The sequence below is a fragment of the Natronobacterium gregoryi SP2 genome, assembly GCF_000230715.2.
GTDB classification, from domain to species: domain Archaea; phylum Halobacteriota; class Halobacteria; order Halobacteriales; family Natrialbaceae; genus Natronobacterium; species Natronobacterium gregoryi.
In genome coordinates, this window is the sequence record NC_019792.1 from 3,738,927 (window position 1) to 3,761,345 (window position 22,419).

At 60.3% G+C, this 22,419-nt stretch carries 16 protein-coding genes, 1 tRNA gene and 3 rRNA genes; 10 read left to right on the plus strand and 10 right to left on the minus strand.

The features are described 5' to 3' along the window. The first annotated feature begins 134 nt into the window (after positions 1 to 134). A complete protein-coding gene (gene asd / locus NATGR_RS18360; protein WP_005576028.1) occupies positions 135 to 1,169 on the plus strand; it encodes an aspartate-semialdehyde dehydrogenase in 1,035 nt (344 codons plus the stop codon). A 661-nt stretch (positions 1,170 to 1,830) separates the two neighbouring features. Here the strand turns inward: asd and NATGR_RS18370 are convergent. Beyond that, a complete protein-coding gene (locus NATGR_RS18370) occupies positions 1,831 to 2,802 on the minus strand; it encodes a D-2-hydroxyacid dehydrogenase (RefSeq protein ID WP_015233916.1) in 972 nt (323 codons plus the stop codon). Positions 2,803 to 2,945: 143 nt separating this feature from the next. Between NATGR_RS18370 and NATGR_RS18375 the strand changes: the two genes are divergently transcribed. Next, positions 2,946 to 4,337, plus strand: a complete 1,392-nt coding sequence (locus NATGR_RS18375) for an NAD(P)/FAD-dependent oxidoreductase (RefSeq protein WP_005576040.1) — start codon at positions 2,946 to 2,948, stop codon at positions 4,335 to 4,337. A gap of 775 nt (positions 4,338 to 5,112) precedes the next feature. Here NATGR_RS18375 and rrf read toward each other — a convergent pair. The 4 genes from rrf to NATGR_RS18400 form a co-directional block, all read right to left on the minus strand. After that, positions 5,113 to 5,234, minus strand: a 5S ribosomal RNA gene (gene rrf / locus NATGR_RS18385). A 118-nt stretch (positions 5,235 to 5,352) separates the two neighbouring features. After that, positions 5,353 to 8,275 (minus strand): 23S ribosomal RNA (locus NATGR_RS18390). Between the two features lie 226 nt (positions 8,276 to 8,501). Then, positions 8,502 to 8,573, minus strand: a tRNA-Ala gene (locus tag NATGR_RS18395). A gap of 155 nt (positions 8,574 to 8,728) precedes the next feature. After that, positions 8,729 to 10,200, minus strand: a 16S ribosomal RNA gene (locus NATGR_RS18400). Together the 16S, 23S and 5S rRNA genes with 1 tRNA gene alongside form the textbook arrangement of a ribosomal RNA operon. A gap of 704 nt (positions 10,201 to 10,904) precedes the next feature. On the opposite strand from NATGR_RS18400, the gene NATGR_RS18405 reads away from it, so the two are divergent. From NATGR_RS18405 to NATGR_RS18420, 4 genes are all read left to right on the plus strand, one after another. After that, positions 10,905 to 11,114, plus strand: a complete 210-nt coding sequence (locus tag NATGR_RS18405; RefSeq protein WP_005579726.1) for a hypothetical protein — start codon at positions 10,905 to 10,907, stop codon at positions 11,112 to 11,114. 86 nt (positions 11,115 to 11,200) lie between these two features. Continuing rightward, positions 11,201 to 12,481, plus strand: a complete 1,281-nt coding sequence (hisD, locus tag NATGR_RS18410; protein WP_005579727.1) for a histidinol dehydrogenase — start codon at positions 11,201 to 11,203, stop codon at positions 12,479 to 12,481. Positions 12,482 to 12,554: 73 nt separating this feature from the next. Further along, positions 12,555 to 14,234 (plus strand): methyl-accepting chemotaxis protein, encoded by a 1,680-nt coding sequence (locus NATGR_RS18415; RefSeq protein ID WP_005579728.1) that lies wholly within the window; start codon positions 12,555 to 12,557, stop codon positions 14,232 to 14,234. Positions 14,235 to 14,276: 42 nt separating this feature from the next. Next, positions 14,277 to 14,651 (plus strand): HesB/IscA family protein, encoded by a 375-nt coding sequence (locus NATGR_RS18420; RefSeq protein WP_005579729.1) that lies wholly within the window; start codon positions 14,277 to 14,279, stop codon positions 14,649 to 14,651. Positions 14,652 to 14,738: 87 nt separating this feature from the next. On the opposite strand, the gene NATGR_RS18425 is transcribed toward NATGR_RS18420, so the two are convergent. After that, the gene (locus tag NATGR_RS18425) at positions 14,739 to 14,939 is read right to left on the minus strand and encodes a dodecin (protein WP_005579730.1); all 201 of its coding nucleotides are present in this window, start codon (positions 14,937 to 14,939) and stop codon (positions 14,739 to 14,741) included. A 194-nt stretch (positions 14,940 to 15,133) separates the two neighbouring features. On the opposite strand from NATGR_RS18425, the gene NATGR_RS18430 reads away from it, so the two are divergent. Then, positions 15,134 to 16,336 (plus strand): pyridoxal-phosphate-dependent aminotransferase family protein, encoded by a 1,203-nt coding sequence (locus NATGR_RS18430; RefSeq protein ID WP_005579731.1) that lies wholly within the window; start codon positions 15,134 to 15,136, stop codon positions 16,334 to 16,336. A 15-nt stretch (positions 16,337 to 16,351) separates the two neighbouring features. Here NATGR_RS18430 and NATGR_RS18435 read toward each other — a convergent pair whose 3' ends face one another. Together NATGR_RS18435 and NATGR_RS18440 are read right to left on the minus strand one after the other, a co-directional pair. Then, complete coding sequence (locus NATGR_RS18435) at positions 16,352 to 16,660, minus strand: DUF7116 family protein (RefSeq protein WP_005579732.1); 309 nt, start codon at positions 16,658 to 16,660, stop codon at positions 16,352 to 16,354. Between the two features lie 262 nt (positions 16,661 to 16,922). Continuing rightward, on the minus strand, positions 16,923 to 17,162 hold the full coding sequence (locus NATGR_RS18440; RefSeq protein WP_005579733.1) for a DUF5816 domain-containing protein: 240 nt from the start codon (positions 17,160 to 17,162) through the stop codon (positions 16,923 to 16,925). 150 nt (positions 17,163 to 17,312) lie between these two features. On the opposite strand from NATGR_RS18440, the gene NATGR_RS18445 reads away from it, so the two are divergent. Continuing rightward, positions 17,313 to 17,741 (plus strand): universal stress protein, encoded by a 429-nt coding sequence (locus NATGR_RS18445; RefSeq protein WP_005579734.1) that lies wholly within the window; start codon positions 17,313 to 17,315, stop codon positions 17,739 to 17,741. Positions 17,742 to 17,815: 74 nt separating this feature from the next. Here the strand turns inward: NATGR_RS18445 and NATGR_RS18450 are convergent, their stop codons facing one another. Continuing rightward, positions 17,816 to 18,256: a universal stress protein gene (locus NATGR_RS18450; RefSeq protein WP_005579735.1), complete on the minus strand. Its 441-nt coding sequence runs from the start codon at positions 18,254 to 18,256 to the stop codon at positions 17,816 to 17,818. A gap of 62 nt (positions 18,257 to 18,318) precedes the next feature. After that, positions 18,319 to 19,353: a mechanosensitive ion channel family protein gene (locus tag NATGR_RS18455; protein ID WP_005579737.1), complete on the minus strand. Its 1,035-nt coding sequence runs from the start codon at positions 19,351 to 19,353 to the stop codon at positions 18,319 to 18,321. A 277-nt stretch (positions 19,354 to 19,630) separates the two neighbouring features. On the opposite strand from NATGR_RS18455, the gene trmB reads away from it, so the two are divergent. After that, positions 19,631 to 20,695 (plus strand): HTH-type sugar sensing transcriptional regulator TrmB, encoded by a 1,065-nt coding sequence (gene trmB / locus NATGR_RS18460; RefSeq protein ID WP_005579739.1) that lies wholly within the window; start codon positions 19,631 to 19,633, stop codon positions 20,693 to 20,695. A 480-nt stretch (positions 20,696 to 21,175) separates the two neighbouring features. Next, positions 21,176 to 22,384, plus strand: a complete 1,209-nt coding sequence (locus NATGR_RS18465; RefSeq protein ID WP_005581264.1) for an RNA-guided endonuclease InsQ/TnpB family protein — start codon at positions 21,176 to 21,178, stop codon at positions 22,382 to 22,384. Positions 22,385 to 22,419: the final 35 nt, after the last annotated feature.

Here is a 22,419-nt window from a genome sequence, read left to right on the forward strand (position 1 = left end):
GCAGCGCGAGCGTGACCGTCCCCTTGTCATGGCGGAACCTCGCTCCAGCGAGAGCGTCGTCACACCTAGTGACACTGTCACGCGTGAGTCTGAAACCCAAACGGTTTTGCGGACACGACTCCGAGAGACGGAAAATGCCAGCACGAGTAGGCGTACTCGGCGCAACCGGTGCCGTCGGACAACGACTGATCCAACTTCTCGACCCACACCCGGAGTTCGAAATCGCTGCAGTAACTGCGAGCGAATCCAGCGCCGGCAAGACGTATCGACACGCAGCAAAGTGGCGCGTTGACAGCCCCATTCCAGAAGACGTCGCAGAGATGACCGTCATCGCGACCGATCCCGACGACGTGCCCGAGGACATCGACCTCCTATTCTCGTCGCTTCCCTCGAGCGTCGGCGCGGAAGTCGAACCCGCGTTCTGCAAAGCAGGTTACGTCGTCTCGTCGAACTCCTCGAACGCCCGGATGGCAGACGACGTCCCATTAGTCGTTCCGGAAGTCAACGCCGACCACCTCGACCTACTCGAGGTCCAGCGCGACGAGCGCGGCTGGGACGGTGCGTTAGTCAAGAACCCCAACTGCTCGACGATTACCTTCGTCCCGACGCTTGCCGCACTCCAAGAGTTCGACCTCGAAAAAGTCCACGTTGCCACCCTGCAGGCCGTCTCCGGCGCAGGCTACGACGGCGTCAGCTCGATGGAGATCATCGACAACGCCATCCCCCACATCGGCAGCGAAGAGGACAAACTCGAGACCGAATCCCGGAAACTGCTCGGCGAGTTCGACGGGGCCGAACTCTCCCACGACGAACTGTCCGTCTCCGCGTCCTGTAACCGAATTCCGACGATCGACGGCCACCTCGAGAACGTCTGGGTCGAGACCAAAGACGACATCTCGACCGCGGAAGCCGCAGAAGCGATGGAGTCGTATCCCTCACTCGAACTTCGCTCCTCACCCGATCAGCTCGTCCACGTCTTCGACGCCCCCGACCGCCCACAGCCCCGTCTCGACCGCACGCTGGGTGACGGAATGGCAATCGCAGCAGGTGGGCTACAGGAGACGCCATTCGGGCTGCAGTACAACTGCCTCGCCCACAACACCATCCGCGGGGCAGCCGGCGCAAGCGTACTAAATGGCGAGTTACTCCTCAAGAACGGCTACATGTGACCTCCTCCTCGCCGTGAGCGGCGAGGCTTCCCACGGCACCGTACCGCTGGGTTGGGATATTTGCTGGTTTGCGACTCGTCGGTATGACGGGCCGATGGCGTTCACGAGAACGGCGTTCTCGTGCAGCCCATCAGAAATCAACGATTTCTGAGGACGGGGCCACACCGCCGTTACTCCTATCCCGGCAGGGGACTCGGAGTTATCTTGACCGAGACACCACAGCGGTTCGAGAGTGTGTTTCGAACGTTCTGGGCCTCGGAGTCCCGATATTGTCCGATTAGGTGGGCGGTCATGCCGCCTCGGTGTACGTCATACTACGAGACGATTCGACTTAAATATCCGTATAGCTGCTGAACGTGGTCTGTGTCGGCGGTGTCGGATTCACGCCCGTCGTAAACGACGGGATTCTCTCCTTGGAAGAAGATAGCACTGACCGCGTCGACTGCTGTGTCGAACCAGCCCACGAAACCGGGGTCGTCCCAGCAGATTCCGAGTCGTGGCGACACGCCACTTGGCACGTGATGGCGCGTCTAACTCTCCTTCGTCACGACCACGGCCGTCTCATACCGACACATCTCGACGGATGCGAGAGCGACGCACCGTCAGTCAACCCGCCAAACGCTTCGAACAGGCGTCCCGACGATCAAGTGCTCGACTGCGATTACAACACCCGATTCTCGAGCATCGCATCCGAATCGTCACCGTATCGGCGAGCGTTTTCGGCGACGATATCGGCGAGACGGTCGTAGTACTTCGGCGTGTGACCGGCGTTGTGTGGCGTGATACGGACGTTCTCGAAGTTCCACAGCGGGTTGTCCTCGGGCAACGGTTCCGGGTCCGTGACGTCTAACGCCGCCCCTCGAATCCAACTCGATCGAACGGCCTCGACGAGCGCCTCGGTGTCGACCACTGGTCCGCGAGCGACGTTGACCAAGACGGCCTCCGGATCGAGCGTCACCAGCGCGTCCCGGTCGACCAGCCCGCGAGTCGTCTCCGTGAGCGGACACGCGAGTACGAGGTAGTCCGTCCTGGCGAGTGCCTCGTGGAACGGTCCCTCCTCGAAGCCGACGACCTCGTCGGTCGGCCCACCCTTCTCGGGCGTATAACGGACCCCGATCGTCTCGACACCGAACGGCTCAAGCCGGTCACACACCGCCTGACCGATCGCCCCCAGACCGACGACAGTTACCGTCGACCCCTGGAGTTCCGCTACCTGGTAGTGTCGCCACTCCCGGCGACGCTGTCTTCGATTCCCGACGTAGAACCGTCGGGCGAACCGAAGCATCGATCCCAGCACGTGCTCACCGATGTTCGGCCCATGAACACCCGACGCGTTCGTCACCGCCACGCCACGCTGCTCGAGTCTGTCCACCGGAAGATGCCCCGTTCCAGCGTACGCACACGCAAACACGCCAAGATTCTCGGCACGCTCGAGGAGAGGTTCCTCCAGCACCATTCCAGTAACGTACTCGGCGTCGCGAATCAACTCACGCTCGGCCGCCGGAGTCCGTGCCAACGACACAGTCCGATCGGAGAGTCGATTGCGCAATGCCGTTGCGTACTGTTCGATCGGCACACCGTGTGTCCCCTTCCGGAGAACGAGAACGTCTGGTTTCGAGTGGGAGTCACCCATGTACGTGCTCTCGAAGAGGACGATCAAAAGCGTTCGTCCCGTTCTCCAGCATGCATCCCGACCGATCGAACCACCAACTCCCCACACACCATTGGCCACGAATTTCACGCAGTTTAATATGGTCCGAAGACTCCCAACGGAGTATGGAACACGTCGACGTTGCGGTCGTCGGTGGCGGTCCAGCGGGTGCCTCTGCAGCCGAGCGAGCGGCATCCCACGGTGCCAAAACGGTGCTGTTCGAACAAGGCGTCCCACGAGAAGACCGCGAGGATGTCGGCCCCGACTCGACCGACGCCGCCGGCATGCTCGACTACTGGATCGACATCATGGGCTTTGACTACGAGGAAATCCCCAACGAGGTGATCCACCAGGAACTCAACGGAGCCGAGTTCGTCGGCCCGTCGACGACAGTCGAGCTGACAACGACCGGGATCGACGCCACCTATCCGAAGTTCGGCTACACCTTCCACCGCGCTCGCATGGACGACTGGCTCCACGAGCGCGCGGCCGAGGCAGGTGCCGATCTCCGAGTCGGAACCGGCGTCTCGGACCTCGAGACCGACCTCCGGGCCGACAGTCCTGCCGGCCCAACCCACACGCTAACGCTCTCGAACGGCGACCAGATCGAAGCCCAGTACGTCGTCCTCGCGGACGGCCCCCAGCGACGCGTCACGCTCGAGGCTCTCGACCAATTTACGCCGCCGGGCCGAAGCGTCTCCGACCACCTCTCACCACCGGAAGCCAACCACATCGCTTATCAGGAGTATCGAGAGTTCCCTCCCGAACTGTTCACGGAGTTCGAAGACCAACTCACGTTCTGGTGGGGCCACATGCCCGGCAAAACCGCGTACCCGTGGGTCTTCCCCAACGACGGCACGGTCGCCCGCGTCGGCCTGACCATGCCCATCGGCATGACCCTCGAGGACATCGAAGACCCTGCATCCTACAAGCTCCTCCGCCCCGAAGACGACCAACTTCCATCCGGCTCCGAATACGTCAGCCGACTACTCGAACTCGAATACGGCGACGAGTACGACATCGAGGAAGACATCCCGGTCGTCGAGGACCGCGGCAAGTCCAGAGGAACCGAGACCTACCCGATTTCCTCCACGCAACCGATCGACTCCCCCGTCGGTGCAAACATCGCCGTCGCTGGCGGCGCGATGGGAACCACCTCCGCGTTCCACGAGGGCGGCTACCACGTCGCCGTCCGCTCGGGCAAAATCGCCGGCCGACTCGCCGCGACCGACTCACTCGAGAACTACAACGACCTCTGGAAACAAGCCATCGGCAGCGAACTCCTCCGGAACGTCTCTTTCGCCGACATCGTCGAGGGCTACGGCCCCGACGACTGGGACTGGGCCTTCAGCGTCGTCAACGACATGCAAGGCAACGGCGACGACAACGTCTTGATCTCGAAAAAATACTCGGCTGGCATCGACGCGACCAAAGTCCTCGCACAGTACAAAAAGCGCAAGTTCACCTACCGAAACGGCCGGTACGTCCAATTCCCGGAAGACGACTACGTCTACTGATACGGTTTGCTGTAAGTCATTTCCGGCGCGACCGCAGGAGGGTTCGCGGTCGCGCCGGTAAATCGTTACAGCATTCCGTATGAGACGACCACTCGAGTAACCGCCCCCGCAAGAAGAAGAAAACTCCCAGACGCGACCCACAGCCCGATTTCAACATGCTATGGATGCAGGGCGAGTCACTTGACAGCAACGGCAAGTGCTCCTACGTACCAGAGCAGCCAGGTGACGGCGAGGTCGAGGCTCCAGAACCGGATCCGAAGACGTACAACGACCCCAGCGACGAGCGATGACGACTGTCTGATGAACTTACCGAGTCGGGAACGGATCTCCCGGCGGAAATCCTCGCTTATTGACTGGAAACAGCCTCAGTGAGTTGATTGCATCCGTGGCTTCTCGGTCGAGAATCGACGGAAGCCTCAGGAAAGGGTTAAACAACTCACGCTCCTATGGAGAGTGCGTGCCTTTAGTCCCCGTCCGAGCAGACCCAATCGGGTGCGATGACAGCACGGCGAACCCGGGCACGCGACAGTAACTCGGTGGGCGTCGCCCACCCGATCGAGGAGCTCGCCGCTTCTCCGCCCGGCACGAGGGTTAGCCAGCCGACGCGGCACGCCGCTACGGGATGACGCTGGACGTTAGTGTTCCGGGCGATACCGTTTTGTCGACGACGAGTGGCTTCTCTCGCCTGAGGAAGTGTTATCACTGGTCTTGTGCAAATACGAAAACCCCAGACAGCCATCGCTATGGCTGTCTGGGGTAAATGAACGAAGTATGAGTGGGGCGGCGAATCGACGTTCCCAGAGGGTCTCCCACTCCAGTAGTTGCCGATACGCGGGCGGGCTTATCTTCCGTGTTCGGGATGGGTACGGGAGGAACCCCGCCGCTCTGGCCGCCTAACGCCGACTCGCGGAATCGAACCGCGACCATACCAAGGTCGGTCAGGCGAAACCGTCTGTACGTGTAGTCCAGTTTGCGTCTGGACCCGTTCCCGGGTCACAGATCCAATGCGATAAGTTATGAGTGGTGGCTCGGCCGATTAGTGCTCGCGGGCTCAACGTCTCGTTGCCTCGACGCGTACACCCCGAGTCTATCGATCTCGTCTTCTACGAGTGGCCTCCGTGGTTCCTCGTTTCCAGGTGGGTTTCGAGCTTAGATGCGTTCAGCTCTTACCCCGTGGCGCGTGGCTGCCCGGCACGTGCTCTCTCGAACAACCGGTACACCAGTGGCACCCATGCGTAGTTCCTCTCGTACTATACGCACGTTCCCGTCAGGAACCAATTAACACCCCCAATAGATAGCAGCCGACCTGTCTCACGACGGTCTAAACCCAGCTCACGACCTCCTTTAATAGGCGAACAACCTCACCCTTGCCCGCTTCTGCACGGGCAGGATGGAGGGAACCGACATCGAGGTAGCAAGCCACCCGGTCGATATGTGCTCTTGCGGGTGACGACTCTGTTATCCCTAAGGTAGCTTTTCTGTCAGCAATTGGCCGCATCAAGCAGCCTAATTGGTTCGCTAGACCACGCTTTCGCGTCAGCGTCCGTCGTTGTGCCGGACACTGTCAGACTTCCGTATGCTCTTGCGCTCTATCCCGAGTCTCCGACTCGGGTGAGGAAATCTTGGGGCGCGCTCGATATCTTTTCAAGCGCGTACCGCCCCAGTCAAACTGCCCGGCTACCAGTGTCCTCCGCCAGGAGTGAGAGTCGCAGTCACCATCGGGTAGTATTTCAATGCTGGCTCGGTGGCCCGCTAGCGCGGGTACCTGTGTACCGCCTCCTACCTATGCTGCACAATGGCGACCACGTCTCAGTGACAGCCTGCAGTAAAGCTCTATAGGGTCTTCGCTTCCCCTTGGGGGTCTCCAGACTCCGCACTGGAACGTACAGTTCACCGGGCCCAACGTTGGGACAGTGGCGCTCTCGTTTATCCATTCATGCAAGCCGCTACTGAAGCGGCAAGGTACTACGCTACCTTAAGAGGGTCATAGTTACCCCCGCCGTTAACGGGTCCTTCGTCCCATTGTACTGGGTGTTCAGATACCCGCACTGGGCAGGATTCAGTGACCGTACGAGTCCTTGCGGATTTGCGGTCACCTATGTTGTTACTAGACAGTCGGAGCGCCCGAGTCACTGCGACCTGCCCCGTCGAGGGCAGGCATCCCTTATTGCGAACGTACGGGACTAACTTGCCGAATTCCCTAACGTCGGTTATTCCCGACAGACCTTGGCTTTCGCCGCCACGAGTACCTGTGTCGGATCTCGGTACGGACAGTGTGCTTGCCTTTTCACGGGCTCTAGGTTGACCTGACTTACGCTATCCTGCCGTTCGCTCGCTTCCTGCCATTACGGCTTCCACGAACTTTGACAGTTCGACTGGGCGAAAGCCCAGCTCAGGCGGCCCCAAAGCGTCGGCTTTGAGTGCACACTGGCACAGGAATATTAACCTGTTTCCCTGTTGTCGCATTCGATCTACGGTACGACTTAGGACCGGCTAACCCTCAGCTGATCAGCATTGCTGAGGAACCCTTACTCGTTCGGTCGTCGAGGTTCTCACCCGACTAACGCTGCTACTATGACCAGGATTATCGTTACTGAACGGTCCACACGACTTCTCAGCCGTGCTTCCACCCGAACAGAACGCCGACCTACGCGATTGCCTTCTAACAGGCACGGCTAGGTCTCGGTGGTGGACTTGAGCCCCGATCATTTTGGGCGCCCCGAACCTCGGCCGGTAAGCTGTTACGCTTTTCTTAGAGGGTAGCTGCTTCTAAGCTCACCTCCCGGCTGTCTAGGGCTCGGGACCACCTTCGATCGCACTTAGTCCACACTTGGGGACCTTAACCCAGCTCTGGGTTGTCTCCCTCACGGTACACAGGCTTACCCCGCGCACCGGACTCCCTGCGTCGAACGGCGTTCGTAGGTTCGGAGTTGGACAGGGGGGCGCACTCCTCTCGGAGTGCGGTCCCCCAATCCGTCGCTCTACCCCACGAACTACCTCGGCAGAGGTCATGCTTCGACATGTTTCGGTCGGAACCAGCTGTTTCCGGATTCGATGGGCCTTTCACCCCTAGACGTAGGTCACGCGAGGGTATTGTAGGACACCAACGCTATCGGGCCTCCACGTGCCTTTCGGCACGCTTCACCCTGCCCACGCCTAGATCATCCGGTTTCGGGTCGTGTCCGATTGACTCCCCGCGCTTGAACACGGCGGCCCTCACCTAACGGCTGCGGCCATGTCGGTTTCCCTTCGCCTTCCCCGATAATCAGGTTAGACTCGCCAATCAGACACACTCCCTGGTTCGTTTTTCAAAACGTACGACGGAACACCGGCTTCCTGACGCTTCTACTGGTAGCTCGCGCTACGGTCGTTTCTGTCAGGACCTTTCGTGCCCCGTCGCTCTATCGCCAACTGATTTCACGCCCTATTGCACCTCCCTTCTTGGGGTGCTTTTCAGCGTTCGCTCACGCTACTTGTTCGCTATCGGTCTTGAGGAGTGTTTAGTCTTCCCAGTCGATGCCTGGGACATTCACGAGGAATTTCCAATCCCCGCTACTCTGGAGCTGACTCGTTCCTTACTAATCGACAGTACGGGACTGTCACCCTGTCTCGTGCTCTGTTCCAAGAGACTTCGTGTCGATGGTCGGGAAGTGATCGTCAGTCCGAACACCACATTGCCCGAAGGCTTCGGTTTGGACTGTATCGCGTTTATTCGCCATTACTAACGACATCACATTACGTCTTCTTTTCCTGCCGGTACTGAGATGTTTCAGTTCTCGGCGTTCCCCATTGCGCGAAGCAATTGCGGTGGGGATTCCCATTCGGAAATCCTGTGTTCTTTCCCTCCGTGCGGGTCCCACAGGCTTTTCGCAGCTTGGCACGTCCTTCTTCAGCTCTCAAGCCGAGCGATCCACCAGCTGGCACAGTAGCCACGTTCATCGGATCGGCGTGACATCCGAAGATGCCACGTAGAGTGACCCGGGAACGGATCCAGTGGACGCCTGGACTACACGTACACACGGTCTCATCTGCATCGCTGTCGACTGCAGCGTGCATTAACCCTTCCCACCCGCGTTTGCACGGGGTGGTGCATCGGTTGCGGTCGGATTGAATCGAGTGTCGTCTCCCACTTAAGGGACACGATTGGCGATTCACTCCGAGTCATGGACCCACTGGGATTCGAACCCAGGGCATCCTCCTTGCAAAGGAGGCACTCTCCCACTGAGCTATGGGCCCACCCCTCTCGCGGCTTCGACCGCGAGAGGGAACTAGGTGGTAGCCTCGACAGTTCAAAGGTGCCCGATCGGCCGACGATGGGTCGATCGAACGCGGACTGCGTGACCCAAAAGGTCACGACTTGTGGGCTGGGGCGACGCCCCAGTCCCGGTCTGTGGAGGTGATCCAGCCGCAGATTCCCCTACGGCTACCTTGTTACGACTTAAGCCCCCTTGCGGAGCCCAGATTCGACCGCCGGAAGGCGGCCTCATCCGGACCCCACTCGGGTGCTTTGACGGGCGGTGTGTGCAAGGAGCAGGGACGTATTCACCGCCGTCTTCTGAACGGCGATTACTACCGAATCCAGCTTCATGCAGGCGAGTTTCAGCCTGCAATCCGAACTACGACCGAGTTTCGGAGATTACCGTCCCCTCTCGGGGTAGGGTCCCACTGTCTCGGCCATTGTAGCCCGCGTGTCGCCCAGCACATTCGGGGCATACTGACCTACCGTTGCCCGTTCCTTCCTCCAGTTTGGCACTGGCAGTCCTCCTAATGTACCCAACCACCACAAGGGTGTTGCTGGCAATTAGGAGTGCGGGTCTCGCTCGTTGCCTGACTTAACAGGACGCCTCACGGTACGAGCTGACGGCGGCCATGCACCTCCTCTCAGTAGCTCCAGTAAGCTCATCACACTGACGTTCATTGCTACTGTCGATGCTGGTGAGATGTCCGGCGTTGAGTCCAATTAAACCGCAGGCTCCTCCGGTTGTAGTGCTCCCCCGCCAATTCCTTTAAGTTTCATCCTTGCGGACGTACTTCCCAGGCGGTCTGCTTCACGGCTTCCCTGCGGCACAACACAGGCTCGTAGCCTGTGTCACACCTAGCAGACATCGTTTACAGCTCGGACTACCCGGGTATCTAATCCGGTTCGTGACCCGAGCTTTCGTCCCTCACCGTCGGATCCGTCTTCCTGCGGCGCTTTCGCCACCGGTGGTCCGTCCAGGATTACAGGATTTCACTCCTACCCCGGACGTACCCCGCAGGTCTTCCGGTCCCAAGCCACACAGTTTCCACCGGACGCCTCCTCGTTGAGCGAGGAGATTTCCCGACGGACTTGCGTGGCCAGCTACGGACGCTTTAGGCCCAATAAGAGCGGCCATCACTTGGGCTGCCGGTATTACCGCGGCGGCTGGCACCGGTCTTGCCCAGCCCTTATTCTGCGACCTCCTTACGGTCGTGAAAAGCGAGGACTATATGCCCTCGCACTTGGAGTCCCCCTATCGCACTGTCGTGCAGTGTAAAGGTTTCGCGCCTGCTGCGCCCCGTAGGGCCCGGTATCTTGTCTCAGATACCGTCTCCGGGCTCTTGCTCTCACAACCCGTACCGATTACTGGCACGGTGGGCCGTTACCCCACCGTCTACCTAATCGGCCGCAGCCACATCCTACAGCGCCGGAGCGTTTCGAGCTCTCTGCACTTCCAGCATGAGAGCCGTATGCAGGATTAGCCTCAGTTTCCCGAGGTTATCCCGCTCTGTAGGGTAGTTTGGCCACGTGTTACTGAGCTATCTGCTACGGGTCTAACCCGTGCAACTAGCATGGCTAAATCGGACTCCAATAGCAATGGCCTCCGGCAGGATCAACCGGAATGCTCTTTTCCCCGACGCGTGTCGGGGAGGTATTGGCGGTGACAAGGGTGTCACACTCTATTGTCCACGTTCGATGACACCAATCGAAGACCGATCAGGCGTCACCGAACTGTCGAGGCTAACATCAGATCCCATCTGTACGGAAGACCGCAGGGGTGGAATCCTCATCTCCTTCGGACGATATCCTAGGTCTCGAGGGGTACTTAACCCCTTCGAACCCTGACCGTCCGGGTCGACGAAGCCAGTCGGCCTCGCCGAAGCGTTCGTGTTCACATCCAACACCACGTATGTACTTAAGGGCGTCGGATCGTCATCGAGCCGGAATTCGCATCTGGCGCGACAGTCCACGATCTCAACTGAACGCCCTGGAACGTATAAAGGCATCGGTTCGGAACCAGACCGTGGTTCACGGCAACGCCCCCAGACGTGATCGAACGGGAGTTGGATGTCATGCCTACCTCCGTGCCATCAGGCCGGAGGGAACGTGGCGAATGTGCCACGTCGTTCGCGTTCATACGAAATAGCGAGTGCATATATAAGCCCGTCGAACGAACGTCGCTTCGAAATCCGCTACCATGGGGCTCCTTTGCAAAACACGTCCGTCCGATTGCTGTTCGATAAATACTCGAGAAGCAGCCACGAACACCGTAAGTCCGTGGCGACGAGTTCCGATACGATTTACCGACGTGACGAGAACCAATACGTATGAAACGCGAGGGGTTCGTCACGCTCGCCGTCATCGCCCTGGGCATCGTCTTCATGAGCTTCGTGATCCGCGGTATCGGTCAACTTCTCCCTTTCATCGAGAACGCGTGGTTGGTCTCTATCCCAGTCGCAATCGTTGGTTTCTTGCTGCTCGTGTATCTGTTCGTGCGCGCAACACTGGATGCAGTCGGCATCTGGGAAGTCCACTGAGTCGAGGCACACGATAATTCGCCACACCAGCGACCGGTGCCCAACAGAGGGAAACCGTTTTTCGACCCCCGGGCCAACTCCGGGGCATGAGTGTAGATCTCGAGGAGATACAGGAACTCGGGCCGGTGGATCGCACTGCCTTTTTCGAGCGCGATGCCGGTATCGAGGCGATCCGGGGAGATGTCAGCGAGATTGTCGACCGCGTGCGGGAAGAAGGCGACGTCGCCGTCCGCGAGTTTACGAGCGAGTTCGACGGCGTTGAGGTCGGGAATCTCGAGATCACCGACGAGTGTGAGCGTGCCTACGACGAGCTCGAGGGCGACGTTCGCGAGGCGATCGAGACGGCTGCGGCGAACGTCCGGGAGTTCCACGAGGCCCAGGTTCCTGCGGACTGGCGCGAGACGTTCGACGAGGGGCGAGAGCTTGGCCGCAGGTTCCGGCCGCTCGAGCGTGTGGGTGTGTACGTTCCTGGTGGATCGGCGGCGTATCCCTCGAGTGCGATCATGGGGGTCGTCCCGGCGGTCGTGGCGGGTGTCGAGCACGTGACGGTCGTGACGCCGCCGGCCGAGGAACTGAATCCGGTGACGTTGGCTGCGATTCACGTCGCGGGCGCGGACGCGGTTTACAGCGTCGGTGGTGCACAGGCGATTGCGGCGCTCGCGTATGGAACTGAGACGGTGACGCGTGTCCAGAAGATCGTCGGACCTGGAAATAGGTGGGTTACGGCGGCCAAAGCGGAGGTCCAGGGCGATGTCGAGATCGATATGCTGGCCGGGCCGAGCGAGGTCGTGGTCGTAGCGGACGAGACGGCAGATCCGGAGCTGGTGGCGTCGGAACTGGTTGCCCAGGCCGAGCACGATCCGAACGCGTCGGTCGTCGCAGTTACTGACGACGAGGCGACTGCAAAGGCAGTCGTCGAGGCAGTCGACGAGCAGGCTAGCGCGCGCGAGCGCAAAGAAATAATTCGAGAGGCACTCGAGAACGACGCGAGCGGGGTCCTGCTGGCTCGGTCGATGAGCGAGGCGATTCTCTTCACCGAGGAGTACGCTCCCGAGCACCTCTCGATCATTGCCGATGACGACGAGAGAGTTCTCGAGCGCATCGACAGTGCGGGAAGCGTCTTCCTCGGGCCGAACACGCCCGTGGCGGCGGGCGATTACGCCAGCGGAACGAACCACGTTCTGCCGACCAACGCCAGCGCACGGGTGACGGGCGGCCTCTCGGTCGAGACGTTCGTTCGGTCGTCGACCGTCCAGCGACTGTCGGGAGAGGGTCTCGCGGAGATCAGCGAGACGATCACGACGCTTGCTGAGGCGGAGGGACTCGAGGCTCACGCCGAGAGTGTCCGCAAGCGATTGGATCGGTGAGTGCTAGAGGGGGTCGTGTTCTCTCGGCACTGTTGGCCCCAAAGAATACCCGGTGACCGTAGCTACGCTCGGTATGGATGACTTGCTTGAACGGTTCTTGAGTGTCGGCAGCACTGCGAAACGAGTTTCGTCGGGCCAGGCGGAGTTGCTCGAGAGTGACAGCGACGATCGGCCATCTGATCACGGCGGCAGGCGTGGGCGACTCGAGGGCGATGCCGAACCGACGTCGGCTCGGGCCGACGGGGGGACGGTCACGCAGCGTGAAGTCGACTCGGACGACGGTGGCGACGAGACGCTCGGCGGCCGTAACTCGAAAGCCGAGGACATAGACATCACTACCGACGCCTTGCTGGAGACGCTTCCCCAACCTGCGTTCATTATCGACGCGGCCCATCGAATCGTCGGCTGGAACCGCGAGCTCGAGGTGTTGACGGGGGTAGACCGCAAGGAGGTCCTCGGCGAGACCGACACCGGATCGTTCTTCCGCGATGGTCGGAGCGAGACGCTCGCCGACGTGGTCGTCGAGAACCCAGACACAGCCCACCGTGGGACCGACGCGGAGCGATCGGGCCGCGGTCAGCGGGCCTACGAGGTCGAACGCGAACTGACGAACGCAGAGGGTGAGACGGTCTACGTCCACTCGACTGCGACGCCGATCTATCAGCAGGATCGTCTCCAGGGCGTGATCCAACTCGTCCAGGATAACACCGAGGTTATTCGGCGTCGCGAGTCGATGGCCGACCTCGTGACCGAGGTCGTCGATACGGGCCAGTCGCTCAACGACGGTGATCTTTCGGCTCGCGTCGAGTACACGGACGACCACGACGTTCTCGACGAGGATATCAGACAGATCACAGACACGATAAACGGCATCGCCGACCACGTCGAGACGACGATCAACGGGATTGGCGACCAGATCGAGAAGTTCTCGGTGGAGGCCGAAGAGATCGACGAGACTGCGAGACGTGTCGACGAGCAGGTGAGCGAACAGACCGACTCGATTCAGGAGATCGTCCAGGAGATAAGCGACCTCAGCGCGACGATGGAGGAGGTCGCCGCGAGTTCTGATCAGGTATCTGCAGCCGCGGAACAGGCACAGGCTGCGACCGAAGACGGTGTCGAAGTCAGCCAGGAGGCACGCAAAGAGGTAGACACCGTTTTGGAGGCTTCAGAAACACTCGTCGAGACGGTCGATCAGCTAGCGGATCGAATGAACGAGATCGACGATGTCGTCGAAGTGATAAGTGATGTCGCCGATCAGACGAACCTGCTGGCGTTGAACGCGAACATAGAGGCAGCACAGGCTGGTGAGCACGGTGACGGGTTCGAGGTCGTCGCCAACGAAGTACAGGCGCTTGCAGGCGAGACGAAAGAACACACACAGGAGATCTCAACCAGTATCGAACAGCTTCAGTCGCGGACGGACGAGACTGTTGCAATCACCGAACAGACGAACGATCGGGCGGCAACGGCAAGTGAACAGGTCGACGCGGCGATCGCACGCCTCGGGGAGATCGCGGAGGCCGTCGATGAGGCCGCCCACGGGATCGACCAGATCGCGGAGGCGAACGACGACCAAGCAGCGTCGGTCGAGGAAGTCGCCTCGGAAGCTGACGGCGTCGCTGACGATGCCAACCGGATCGAGCGCCAGATCGGCGAAGTGACAGAGCGGACGACCGCCCAGCGAGACGCCATCGAGGACGTGGTCGAGTACCTCGAGGAGATGGCTGATGGGGATGCCGTCGATCGTTAGCGGGGCGTCAAGGTTAACATCGTTGCGCTTGAAAGAGAGGGTATGAGCACGGACAGCATGGACGGAGGGAAGGCGGAGACGCGTCCCGAGATCGAGGTAACCGAAGACGCGGCCGAACAGGCGCTCTCCCTGCTCGAGAGTGAGGGGCTCGACGAGACCGAAGCGGGACTTCGACTCTTCGTCCAACAGGGTGGCTGTGCAGGGCTCTCCTACGGGATGCGGTTCGACGACGCTCCCGACGACGACGATACGATCTACGAGCACCACGAGCTTCGCGTGTTCGTCGATCCGGCGAGTCTGAAGTACATCGAAGGTAGCGTCCTCGACTACGAGAACGGCCTCCAGGCCGAAGGGTTCCACGTCGAGAACCCGAACGTCGTCAGCGAGTGTGGCTGTGGCGAATCATTCCGGACGTAACCGGGGTTGTGAGCTGTGAACTGATTGTCGGCTGTTAACTACCGTCTGTGGGTTGTGGGCCGACTTTCGCTCGAGAAACGCGAGCGGCTAGTCCTCGAGTTCGAAAGCGACAGTTACTTCGGCCTGATACTGCCGTTCGTCTGCGGTCGCGACTTCGACGCCGAATTCGTCCACTTCTACCCAGTGGACGTTCTCGAGGGTGTCTTCGGCGCGATCGATGGCGTCGTCTGTTGCGGCGTCGAAGCTTTCCGAACTGGTCCCGATCAGGGTGATCTTCTTGAATACCATCGCCCGTGTGCGTACAGTATCGTTCGTATTCAATGTATGGCTAGTGATACCAGCAGGCATTGTATTCGATACGCCGCCGATCGAAGCCGACCCGAGACTGTTCCCGTGCAACGCGGCCCGAGCCCGTGATCGAGACGACGGTGCCAGTCGCCGATGCGTGAACGTTTTTGCGGCTCCCGGTCTCAGGTTCAGCCATGTTAGATAGTGACGGCTCGATCGACGTGACAGAGAGCAGCGAGCTGACCCCGCCAGACCGGACGCTGATGGGGCCGGGGCCGAGCGACGTCCATCCGCGCGTGCTTCGCGCGATGAGTACGCCGCTCGTGGGCCACCTCGATCCGTCTTTCGTCGAGATCATGGACGAGGTCCAGGAACTGCTCCGTTACACGTTCCGGACCGACAATCAGTGGACGATTCCCGTCTCAGGAACTGGTTCGGCGGCGATGGAGGCTGCGATCAGCAACGTCGTCGAACCAGGTGACACGATGCTCGTCCCGACGAACGGCTACTTCGGGGGCCGCATGGCGTCGATGGCTCGGCGGGCAGGCGGCGAGGTCGTCGAGGTCGACGCGCCGTGGGGCGAACCGCTCGCTCCGGCCGACGTGTCGGACGCGCTGGCCGAACACGACCCTGACGTCTTCGGGTTCGTCCACGCCGAGACCAGCACCGGCGTCCGCCAGCCGAACGTCTCCGAACTCACCGCGGCGGCTCACGACCACGACGCGCTGGTCATCGCAGACACCGTCACGTCTCTCGGGGGAGTAGAGCTCCGGGTCGACGAGTGGGACATCGACGTCGCCTACTCCGGACCACAGAAGTGTCTCTCTTGTCCGCCGGGCGCGAGTCCACTCACCCTCTCGGACGAGGCCATGGACAAGGTCCTCTCCCGGGAGACCGACCCGCGCTCGTGGTATCTCGATCTTTCCCTGCTCGAGGGGTACTGGGGCGACGAGCGGGCGTACCACCACACCGCGCCGATCACGAACGTCTACGCGATCCGCGAGGCGCTCCGGCTCGTAGCCGAGGAAGGTATCGAGCAGCGCTGGGAGCGTCACGAACGCATAGCGAGCGCGCTGAAAGCCGGCGTCGAGGCGATGGGCCTCGAAATGAACGCTCCCGACGACTACTGGCTACCGAGCCTGAACGCTGTTTGTATCCCCGACGGCGTCGACGACGGTGAGGTCTGTGACGCACTGATCGAACAGTACGACCTCGAAATTGCGAGTGGCCTGGGCGATCTGGATGGGGAAATCTTCCGGATCGGCTGTATGGGACACTCTGCACGACCGGAGAACGTGATCTTCGTGGTGACGGCGCTTGGCGACGTCCTCGAGTCGATGGGCGCGGACGTTGATCCGGGCGCTGGCGTGTCGGCGACGCGGCGTGCACTCGAATAACAGGGGCTGCCGTTTTTACGCCGATACTCGCGGTCCTGGTGGTGCTCGTTCGACCTGATAGTCGTCTCCGTCGACGACGATGATCGCCCACTCGTAGCTGGGGTCGGCACTTTTGAGCCGTTCCTCGAGACCGTCGGCGTCTTCGGGTTGTGCGACGAAACAGTGGAAGTTCCCGTTCGTCGAGGTCGGAAGTGCTTCGTTCTCGAGGACTGTGTTTACGTGGACGACTTTCCACGCTCGTTCGGCTCGGAACGCCGGTCCGTTTCCTTCGACGGTGTATCCAAGCTCGGCGAAGATCGACCTGGCCTGCTCGACGATTCGCATGTTAACAGGACCCATTCGTATTGGCATACAGTACCAAGCATTATAACTCTTTGTGTATGCACAAGATCGAGCCAGACACGTTCGACAATATCCAGTTACGATAGTCAAGAGCGATCGATCGACAACCAAATAGTCGGAGACGTAATCGATAACGAGAAGTTACGTTTTCGTGGCAGCGGGTCAGAATTCGGCAGAGGCGACCGTCAGTCGCTTCCGACGCGACCGTGGCTATCCGACCGGTCGGTCGGTGCAGAAACACGTTTTACTCGTGAGCGGCGTCCCACTGGGTCGGCTTTCGGAAGTTCTCACATCGGTTGCACTTGATGCGACCCATCGCGTCCATCGCGTTGTCGAAGCTTTCGCAGTTCGTACAGAACCAGCCGTACCGACGGTCACCGTTCTGGGATTCGTAGGCGACGAGAAACGGACCCTTCGACCCGTTGTCGCCTTCGGTCTTGGAGACGTAGACTGTCTTTCCGTCTTCGGTCTCGGTCGATTGCATACTCGCTTCTAGCAGTCGTCTGGATAAAGAATTGTTCGCCTGTCCGGTTACCGATACCAGTTCGGGAGAACCCAGTATGTATGCGTCCGTTACCCACGAAGAGCCGTCGTACTGAAACCTTTACCCACGCGGAAATCGTTCGATGGGATAATGGCGCTGGTCGTGGTTCCCGTTCGGTACCCGTTGACGAACCGGTCCCGCAAGACGCTCGAGCGGGCGATCGAGGTCGCCGAGGAGCGGGACGCGGCGTTGACGGTTTTACACGTCGATCTCTACCAGAACGGGAAGAAAGTGACGCGAATAGATCTGAAAGACGCCGTCGAGCGGACTGCCGGGCCGATCGAAAACGCTAGATACGTGGTTCGGACCGGGTTTCTGGTCGAGGAGAGCATTCTTGACGAAGTGGCGGCGGAGGGCGCAGACACCGTCGTGATCGGAGACCGGAGTGCCAGTCGGTTCCGACGCGTGTTCCGTCGTCTCACGAACAATCCGGATATCAACGATTTCCTCCGGGAGCACCTCGAGTGTGAGGTGATTACCGTCGAGGCGGGGACGTCCTCGCGCCGTAGTAACGGCTGAGACGGTTTGCTGTCAGTCAGTTCTGGCGCGAGCACGCCTGCGGTCGCGCCGGGACATCGGCACAGCAGTCCGTATCAGTGACTAGTATCGGCGTCTCGGACGACGAAGACGGGGATAGAGGCGTTATCGACGACCCGTTCTGATACACTCCCGAGTGAGGTGACCTTTTCGCGTGGGCTCTTGCCGCGCGTGCCGATGACGATCAGGTCGATTCCGTGCTCGTCGGCGTAATCGAGGATCGTCTTCGCGGGCGTCCCCTCCCGAACTTCGCCGGTCGTTTCGAGTGTTGCCGCCGACGCTCGATCCTCGACTTCGGCGATCGCCTCACGTCCGTCTTTCTCGAGCGTCTCCGTGAGGTCTGTGGCGTTGTCGGCAGCCGCGGCAGTGATGCGGGTGTCGACGACGTACAGCGAGTGGACTGTCGCGTCGTTGTCGGCTGCGATCGGGAGCGCGTGTTCGAGTGTTTCCAGCACGGTGTCGCTTCCGTCCGTCGGAACGAGCACGTCGTCGTACATACGTCGTCGTTCGGACAGAGTGAGTATAAAAGCACCCGAAAGTCCCGGTGTCACAGAAGCGATTACTCCCTCCGCTCGGTCTGTTCGTTCCCCGTGTTCGTCTCGAGCGAGCCGGTTGCACGTGGTCGTCCTCGCTTCGGCTCGGTCGGCGAGTCACGATCCGACTGGCCGTCGACGACCATCCGCGCGACGCCGCTCGTTTCGTCGAAGACGTGGTGGCGATGCGGGTAGGCGAACTCGACGTCGAGGTCCGCGAACCGATCTCTGATCGCCTGCTGCACGTCGGACTTGACGACTGCCTGCTTGTAGGGGTGGTCGATCCAGAAATAAAGCGTGAGGACGATTCCGTCGTTGGCGTACTCTTCGATCGCACAGATCGGTGCTGCGGCGTATCGGGCGCTTCCGATCCGGATGTCCGGACCACCCGTGATGACATCGTCGACGTTTCGTGCTCCTCGTTGGGCGTGTTTCATAGCAGCCTCGAGGTCGCTCTCGTAGGTGATCTCGAACTCGACGGAAATTCGCGTTCGTTCGTCCTCGGCAGAGTAGTTGACGACGTCACGTTGTTGGATTTCGGAGTTGGGGATGACGATGAACGTGTTCTCGAGGGTGAAGATCTTGGTGTACCGGATCGTGATGTCTTCGACGAACCCTCTGTGGCCTTCGTCGACGACTTCGATCATGTCTCCGATCTCGTAGGGCCGATCGGCAAGGACGAAAAAGCCGTTGATGAAACTGCTGACCAGCGGTGCGAGGACGACGGCGATGACGGCCGAAATCACGGTCACCGAGAGGAATATTTCGCCGCCGCTGACGCCCAGGACGTACGCGGCGAAGACGACTGTAACGAGCAGGACGGAGACTCTCACCCCGCGAAGCACCGTTCGCGTGATGCTAGGTCGCTCGATTCGCTGGGCGATCGTTCGACCCACCATCCGGACGACGAGTTTCGAGACGAACCAGCCGATCACGAGAATGATAAACGCGAGTGCGAGTTCCTCCGCTGTGGGAAACGACCCGGAGAGATCGACGATCCCGTCGGTTACCTCGACGGCAGGGCCGGATTCGTTCTCCTCGCTTTGGAGAACGCCATACATAGAAACACACTCACTCCCGCCGTGGTTAAGGGTTCTGACGGACTCTGCCGTGGCGCAGTAGCGTCGTCGTCGCGTCGCGTTCGACGAGCTAGTAGGCACTGCGAGTTACTGTCCACCCAATCACACGGGGTTGTGTGATCGGTGTGCAAGCGATTGCAGTCGTGAGGGCAGTTGCAGTGGCTGCTAGTCACCATTCGAACGGAAACAACGCGATTTCGAAAACAGGTGCTACTCGGTGCATAATAAATCACTTAGCCATCGGGATTGTAGAGCCGATATGGCACCAGACGAACTGCGCTCGACGGTCGAGCGCGTCGGAGACCGGTTCGACCTCGGCGAGTACGAGATCGACGCCTACCTCACCGTGTTAGAACAAGGCCAGCTTACGGCAAGTGAGATCGCAGACCGGACCGAGATCCCACAGCCCCGCGTCTACGACACCGTTCGGAGTCTCAGCGACCGCGACCTAGTCGAACTGCGGGAGTCCCGTCCGATGAAAGTCGTCGCACTCGATCCGAGTGAGGCATTCGACGACGTCCAGAACTCACTCGAGCAGATGATCGACGAACTCGAGGCCCGCTACACGGCACCCGCTCGCGATACGGAGGCGGTGTCACTGGTCAAGTCTCGGTCGACGATCCTGCGGTACTTAGAGGAAGTCATCGATGCTGCGGAGTACGAACTCTCCCTGTCGCTGACGCCGGACTTGCTGATCCGGTTCGAAGCGGAACTTGAGGAAACTATCGCGGACGGTGTCAGCGTCGACCTGATCGTGACGCCCAGAAGCGAAGCGCCAGATCCGAGCGAGTTCGACTACCTGTCGGTCGCGACTAGTGCTCGCGCACGCCGTGGCATTACGACGCCCGTAGTCGCCGTTGCCGACGGCAACTACTCGGTGTACGCGACCCAGGACGCCCTCCGTGATGACCAGGATCGGTACGGTGTCATCTTCAATCGGTCGGCGCTTGGCTTTCTGGTCTCGGGCTTTTTCGGGACCGTTCTCTGGACGACTGCAGAACAAGGGCTCGCAGAAGACGGTGCCAGTCGCAGCTACCCTCGCAAGTACGCCTCGATCCGCCGTTGCGTGAAAGACGTCATCGACGAGGGTGGCGAGTTCTACGCGACGATCGATGGACGTGACGTCGAAGTCGGCAGTACCGAGGTCGTCAGAGGCCAGGTCCTCGACGTCTCCTTCGAAATCAGCGAAGAAGTCGCGAGCATGACCATCGAAACCGAAGACGGGCAGGAACTGACCGTCGGCGGGCGCGTCGCTGCCCTAGAAGACATAGAGGCCCACCAGATCCACATCGGCCGGCAGGAGCCCCCATCGCTCGAGAAGTAGTCGCCGCGACCGTTGTCGGTTCGTCGGGACGCCGTCGACCGCCGCCGGTAGTGACGGCCCCGTATTTCGCGGCTTCTCGATCCGTTCCGGCCGACGACGCAGTGTTCGGCACGAGAGCCGAGATACGTCTATCTGCTGGATGACGCCTGCCCAACCCCGGTTTCGATACGGCGTGGCGATCACGCTCGCCGACCGCCCCGTCTCAGACGGTTTGCTGTACGTGAATTCCGGCGCGACCGCGAGGATCAGACCCGCGGTGCGGAACCGCTGGGCGGGTTCGTCGGCATCGGCAACTACGTCGACAACCTCACCGAATACGAGGCGGAGGCCCCACCCTCAAGGAGCGCCGGGCTTCCGGCCTCGGCGGAAGCACAAGCGAGTAGGGTGGGGAGGAAGCCGACACGGTACTGACCAGCCACCAAATTGTCGCCTGCCAACTCCTAATCATTAAGTAACTACAAGCGCATATGTGAAAACACAGTGGAATACCGTCGTACCGCCGTTATCAAGCTCGACACACCCGAAGGCGCAGATACGCACCTTCGAGAGACTGTCGAGCAATTCAAATACTGCGCCAACACCGCGAGTGAGTGGTGCTGGCACGGCGATGACGGCTACCACGTCACTTCGAAAGCGAAGGCCGAACGCGCCCTCTACGACCAGCTACGTGAGGACACGGAGCTGACCGCAAATCTTGTCCAGAAGGGGATTCGCCAAGCCGTCGAATCCGTCAAAAGCGGCGTCGAACGTCTCAAAAACGACCAAGATACGTCTCGTCCGACGTTCACGGCGGATACTGCCGTCTACGACAAGCGAAGCGCAACGTTCCATCGTGACCACGTTTCGCTCTCAACACCGGACGGACGGATTGAGTGCGACTACATTCTACCTGACGATGCCGATACACCGCCGACAAAGTACGTCACAGACGAAGACTACGAGTTTCGGCGGGCGACACTCCATCGGCGTGACGGCGACTGGTATCTCCATGCGTCGATGCTCAAAGAGGACGACGACACCGAACCCACTACCGGGCACAGCACCGTCCTCGGTGTGGACCTCGGTGTGAACCAACTCGCGGTGGCTTCGACCGGACGGTTCTGGTCGGCAGACGAGTTCAACCACTGGAAGCGAGAGTACGAGAAACGGCGTAGCAACCTCCAACAGTGCGGAACGCGAGCGGCACACGACGCGATAGCAGGCGTCGAGCGCAAGGAGGACGGACGCTTCGAGATATTCCTGCATCGTGTTGCCAACGAGATCGTCGCAGAAGCAGTCGAACACGACTGTTCGCATATCGTGTTCGAGGACCTGACCGACATTCGTGAGAACGTCCCAGAAGCATCGTGGCACCATCTGTGGGCGTTCCGTCGCCTCTACGAGTACGTCGAATACAAAGCCAGAGAGCAGGGCGTCAAAGTCGTGCAAGTGGACCCACGGAACACGTCAAAACGGTGTTCGACCTGTGGGTTTACCCACGATGATAACCGCCACGGCGAAGACTTCGAATGTCAGGATTGTGGCTACCAGAACCACGCCGACTACAACGCTTCCAAGAACATCGGCTTGCAGTATCTCCGGCGTCGGCAAAACGCAGACGACGGAGGCGCACCCGTAGACGTGCGCTTGAATCGCGGGACACTGAACGTGAGTGGAGAGTACGATCTTCCCGCCTCATCCGAGGCGTAGAACGGGAGTCCACGCGAAAGCCCTACCCTCAACGA

Bases quoted from the DNA above. Each gene is read 5' to 3' on its own strand.
- asd (WP_005576028.1), top strand. From the start codon at position 135: ATGCCAGCACGAGTAGGCGTACTCGGCGCAACCGGTGCCGTCGGACAA.
- NATGR_RS18370 (WP_015233916.1), bottom strand. From the start codon at position 2,802: ATGGGTGACTCCCACTCGAAACCAGACGTTCTCGTTCTCCGGAAGGGG.
- NATGR_RS18375 (WP_005576040.1), top strand. From the start codon at position 2,946: ATGGAACACGTCGACGTTGCGGTCGTCGGTGGCGGTCCAGCGGGTGCC.
- NATGR_RS18405 (WP_005579726.1), top strand. From the start codon at position 10,905: ATGAAACGCGAGGGGTTCGTCACGCTCGCCGTCATCGCCCTGGGCATC.
- hisD (WP_005579727.1), top strand. From the start codon at position 11,201: ATGAGTGTAGATCTCGAGGAGATACAGGAACTCGGGCCGGTGGATCGC.
- NATGR_RS18415 (WP_005579728.1), top strand. From the start codon at position 12,555: ATGGATGACTTGCTTGAACGGTTCTTGAGTGTCGGCAGCACTGCGAAA.
- NATGR_RS18420 (WP_005579729.1), top strand. From the start codon at position 14,277: ATGAGCACGGACAGCATGGACGGAGGGAAGGCGGAGACGCGTCCCGAG.
- NATGR_RS18425 (WP_005579730.1), bottom strand. From the start codon at position 14,939: ATGGTATTCAAGAAGATCACCCTGATCGGGACCAGTTCGGAAAGCTTC.
- NATGR_RS18430 (WP_005579731.1), top strand. From the start codon at position 15,134: ATGTTAGATAGTGACGGCTCGATCGACGTGACAGAGAGCAGCGAGCTG.
- NATGR_RS18435 (WP_005579732.1), bottom strand. From the start codon at position 16,660: ATGCGAATCGTCGAGCAGGCCAGGTCGATCTTCGCCGAGCTTGGATAC.
- NATGR_RS18440 (WP_005579733.1), bottom strand. From the start codon at position 17,162: ATGCAATCGACCGAGACCGAAGACGGAAAGACAGTCTACGTCTCCAAG.
- NATGR_RS18445 (WP_005579734.1), top strand. From the start codon at position 17,313: ATGGCGCTGGTCGTGGTTCCCGTTCGGTACCCGTTGACGAACCGGTCC.
- NATGR_RS18450 (WP_005579735.1), bottom strand. From the start codon at position 18,256: ATGTACGACGACGTGCTCGTTCCGACGGACGGAAGCGACACCGTGCTG.
- NATGR_RS18455 (WP_005579737.1), bottom strand. From the start codon at position 19,353: ATGTATGGCGTTCTCCAAAGCGAGGAGAACGAATCCGGCCCTGCCGTC.
- trmB (WP_005579739.1), top strand. From the start codon at position 19,631: ATGGCACCAGACGAACTGCGCTCGACGGTCGAGCGCGTCGGAGACCGG.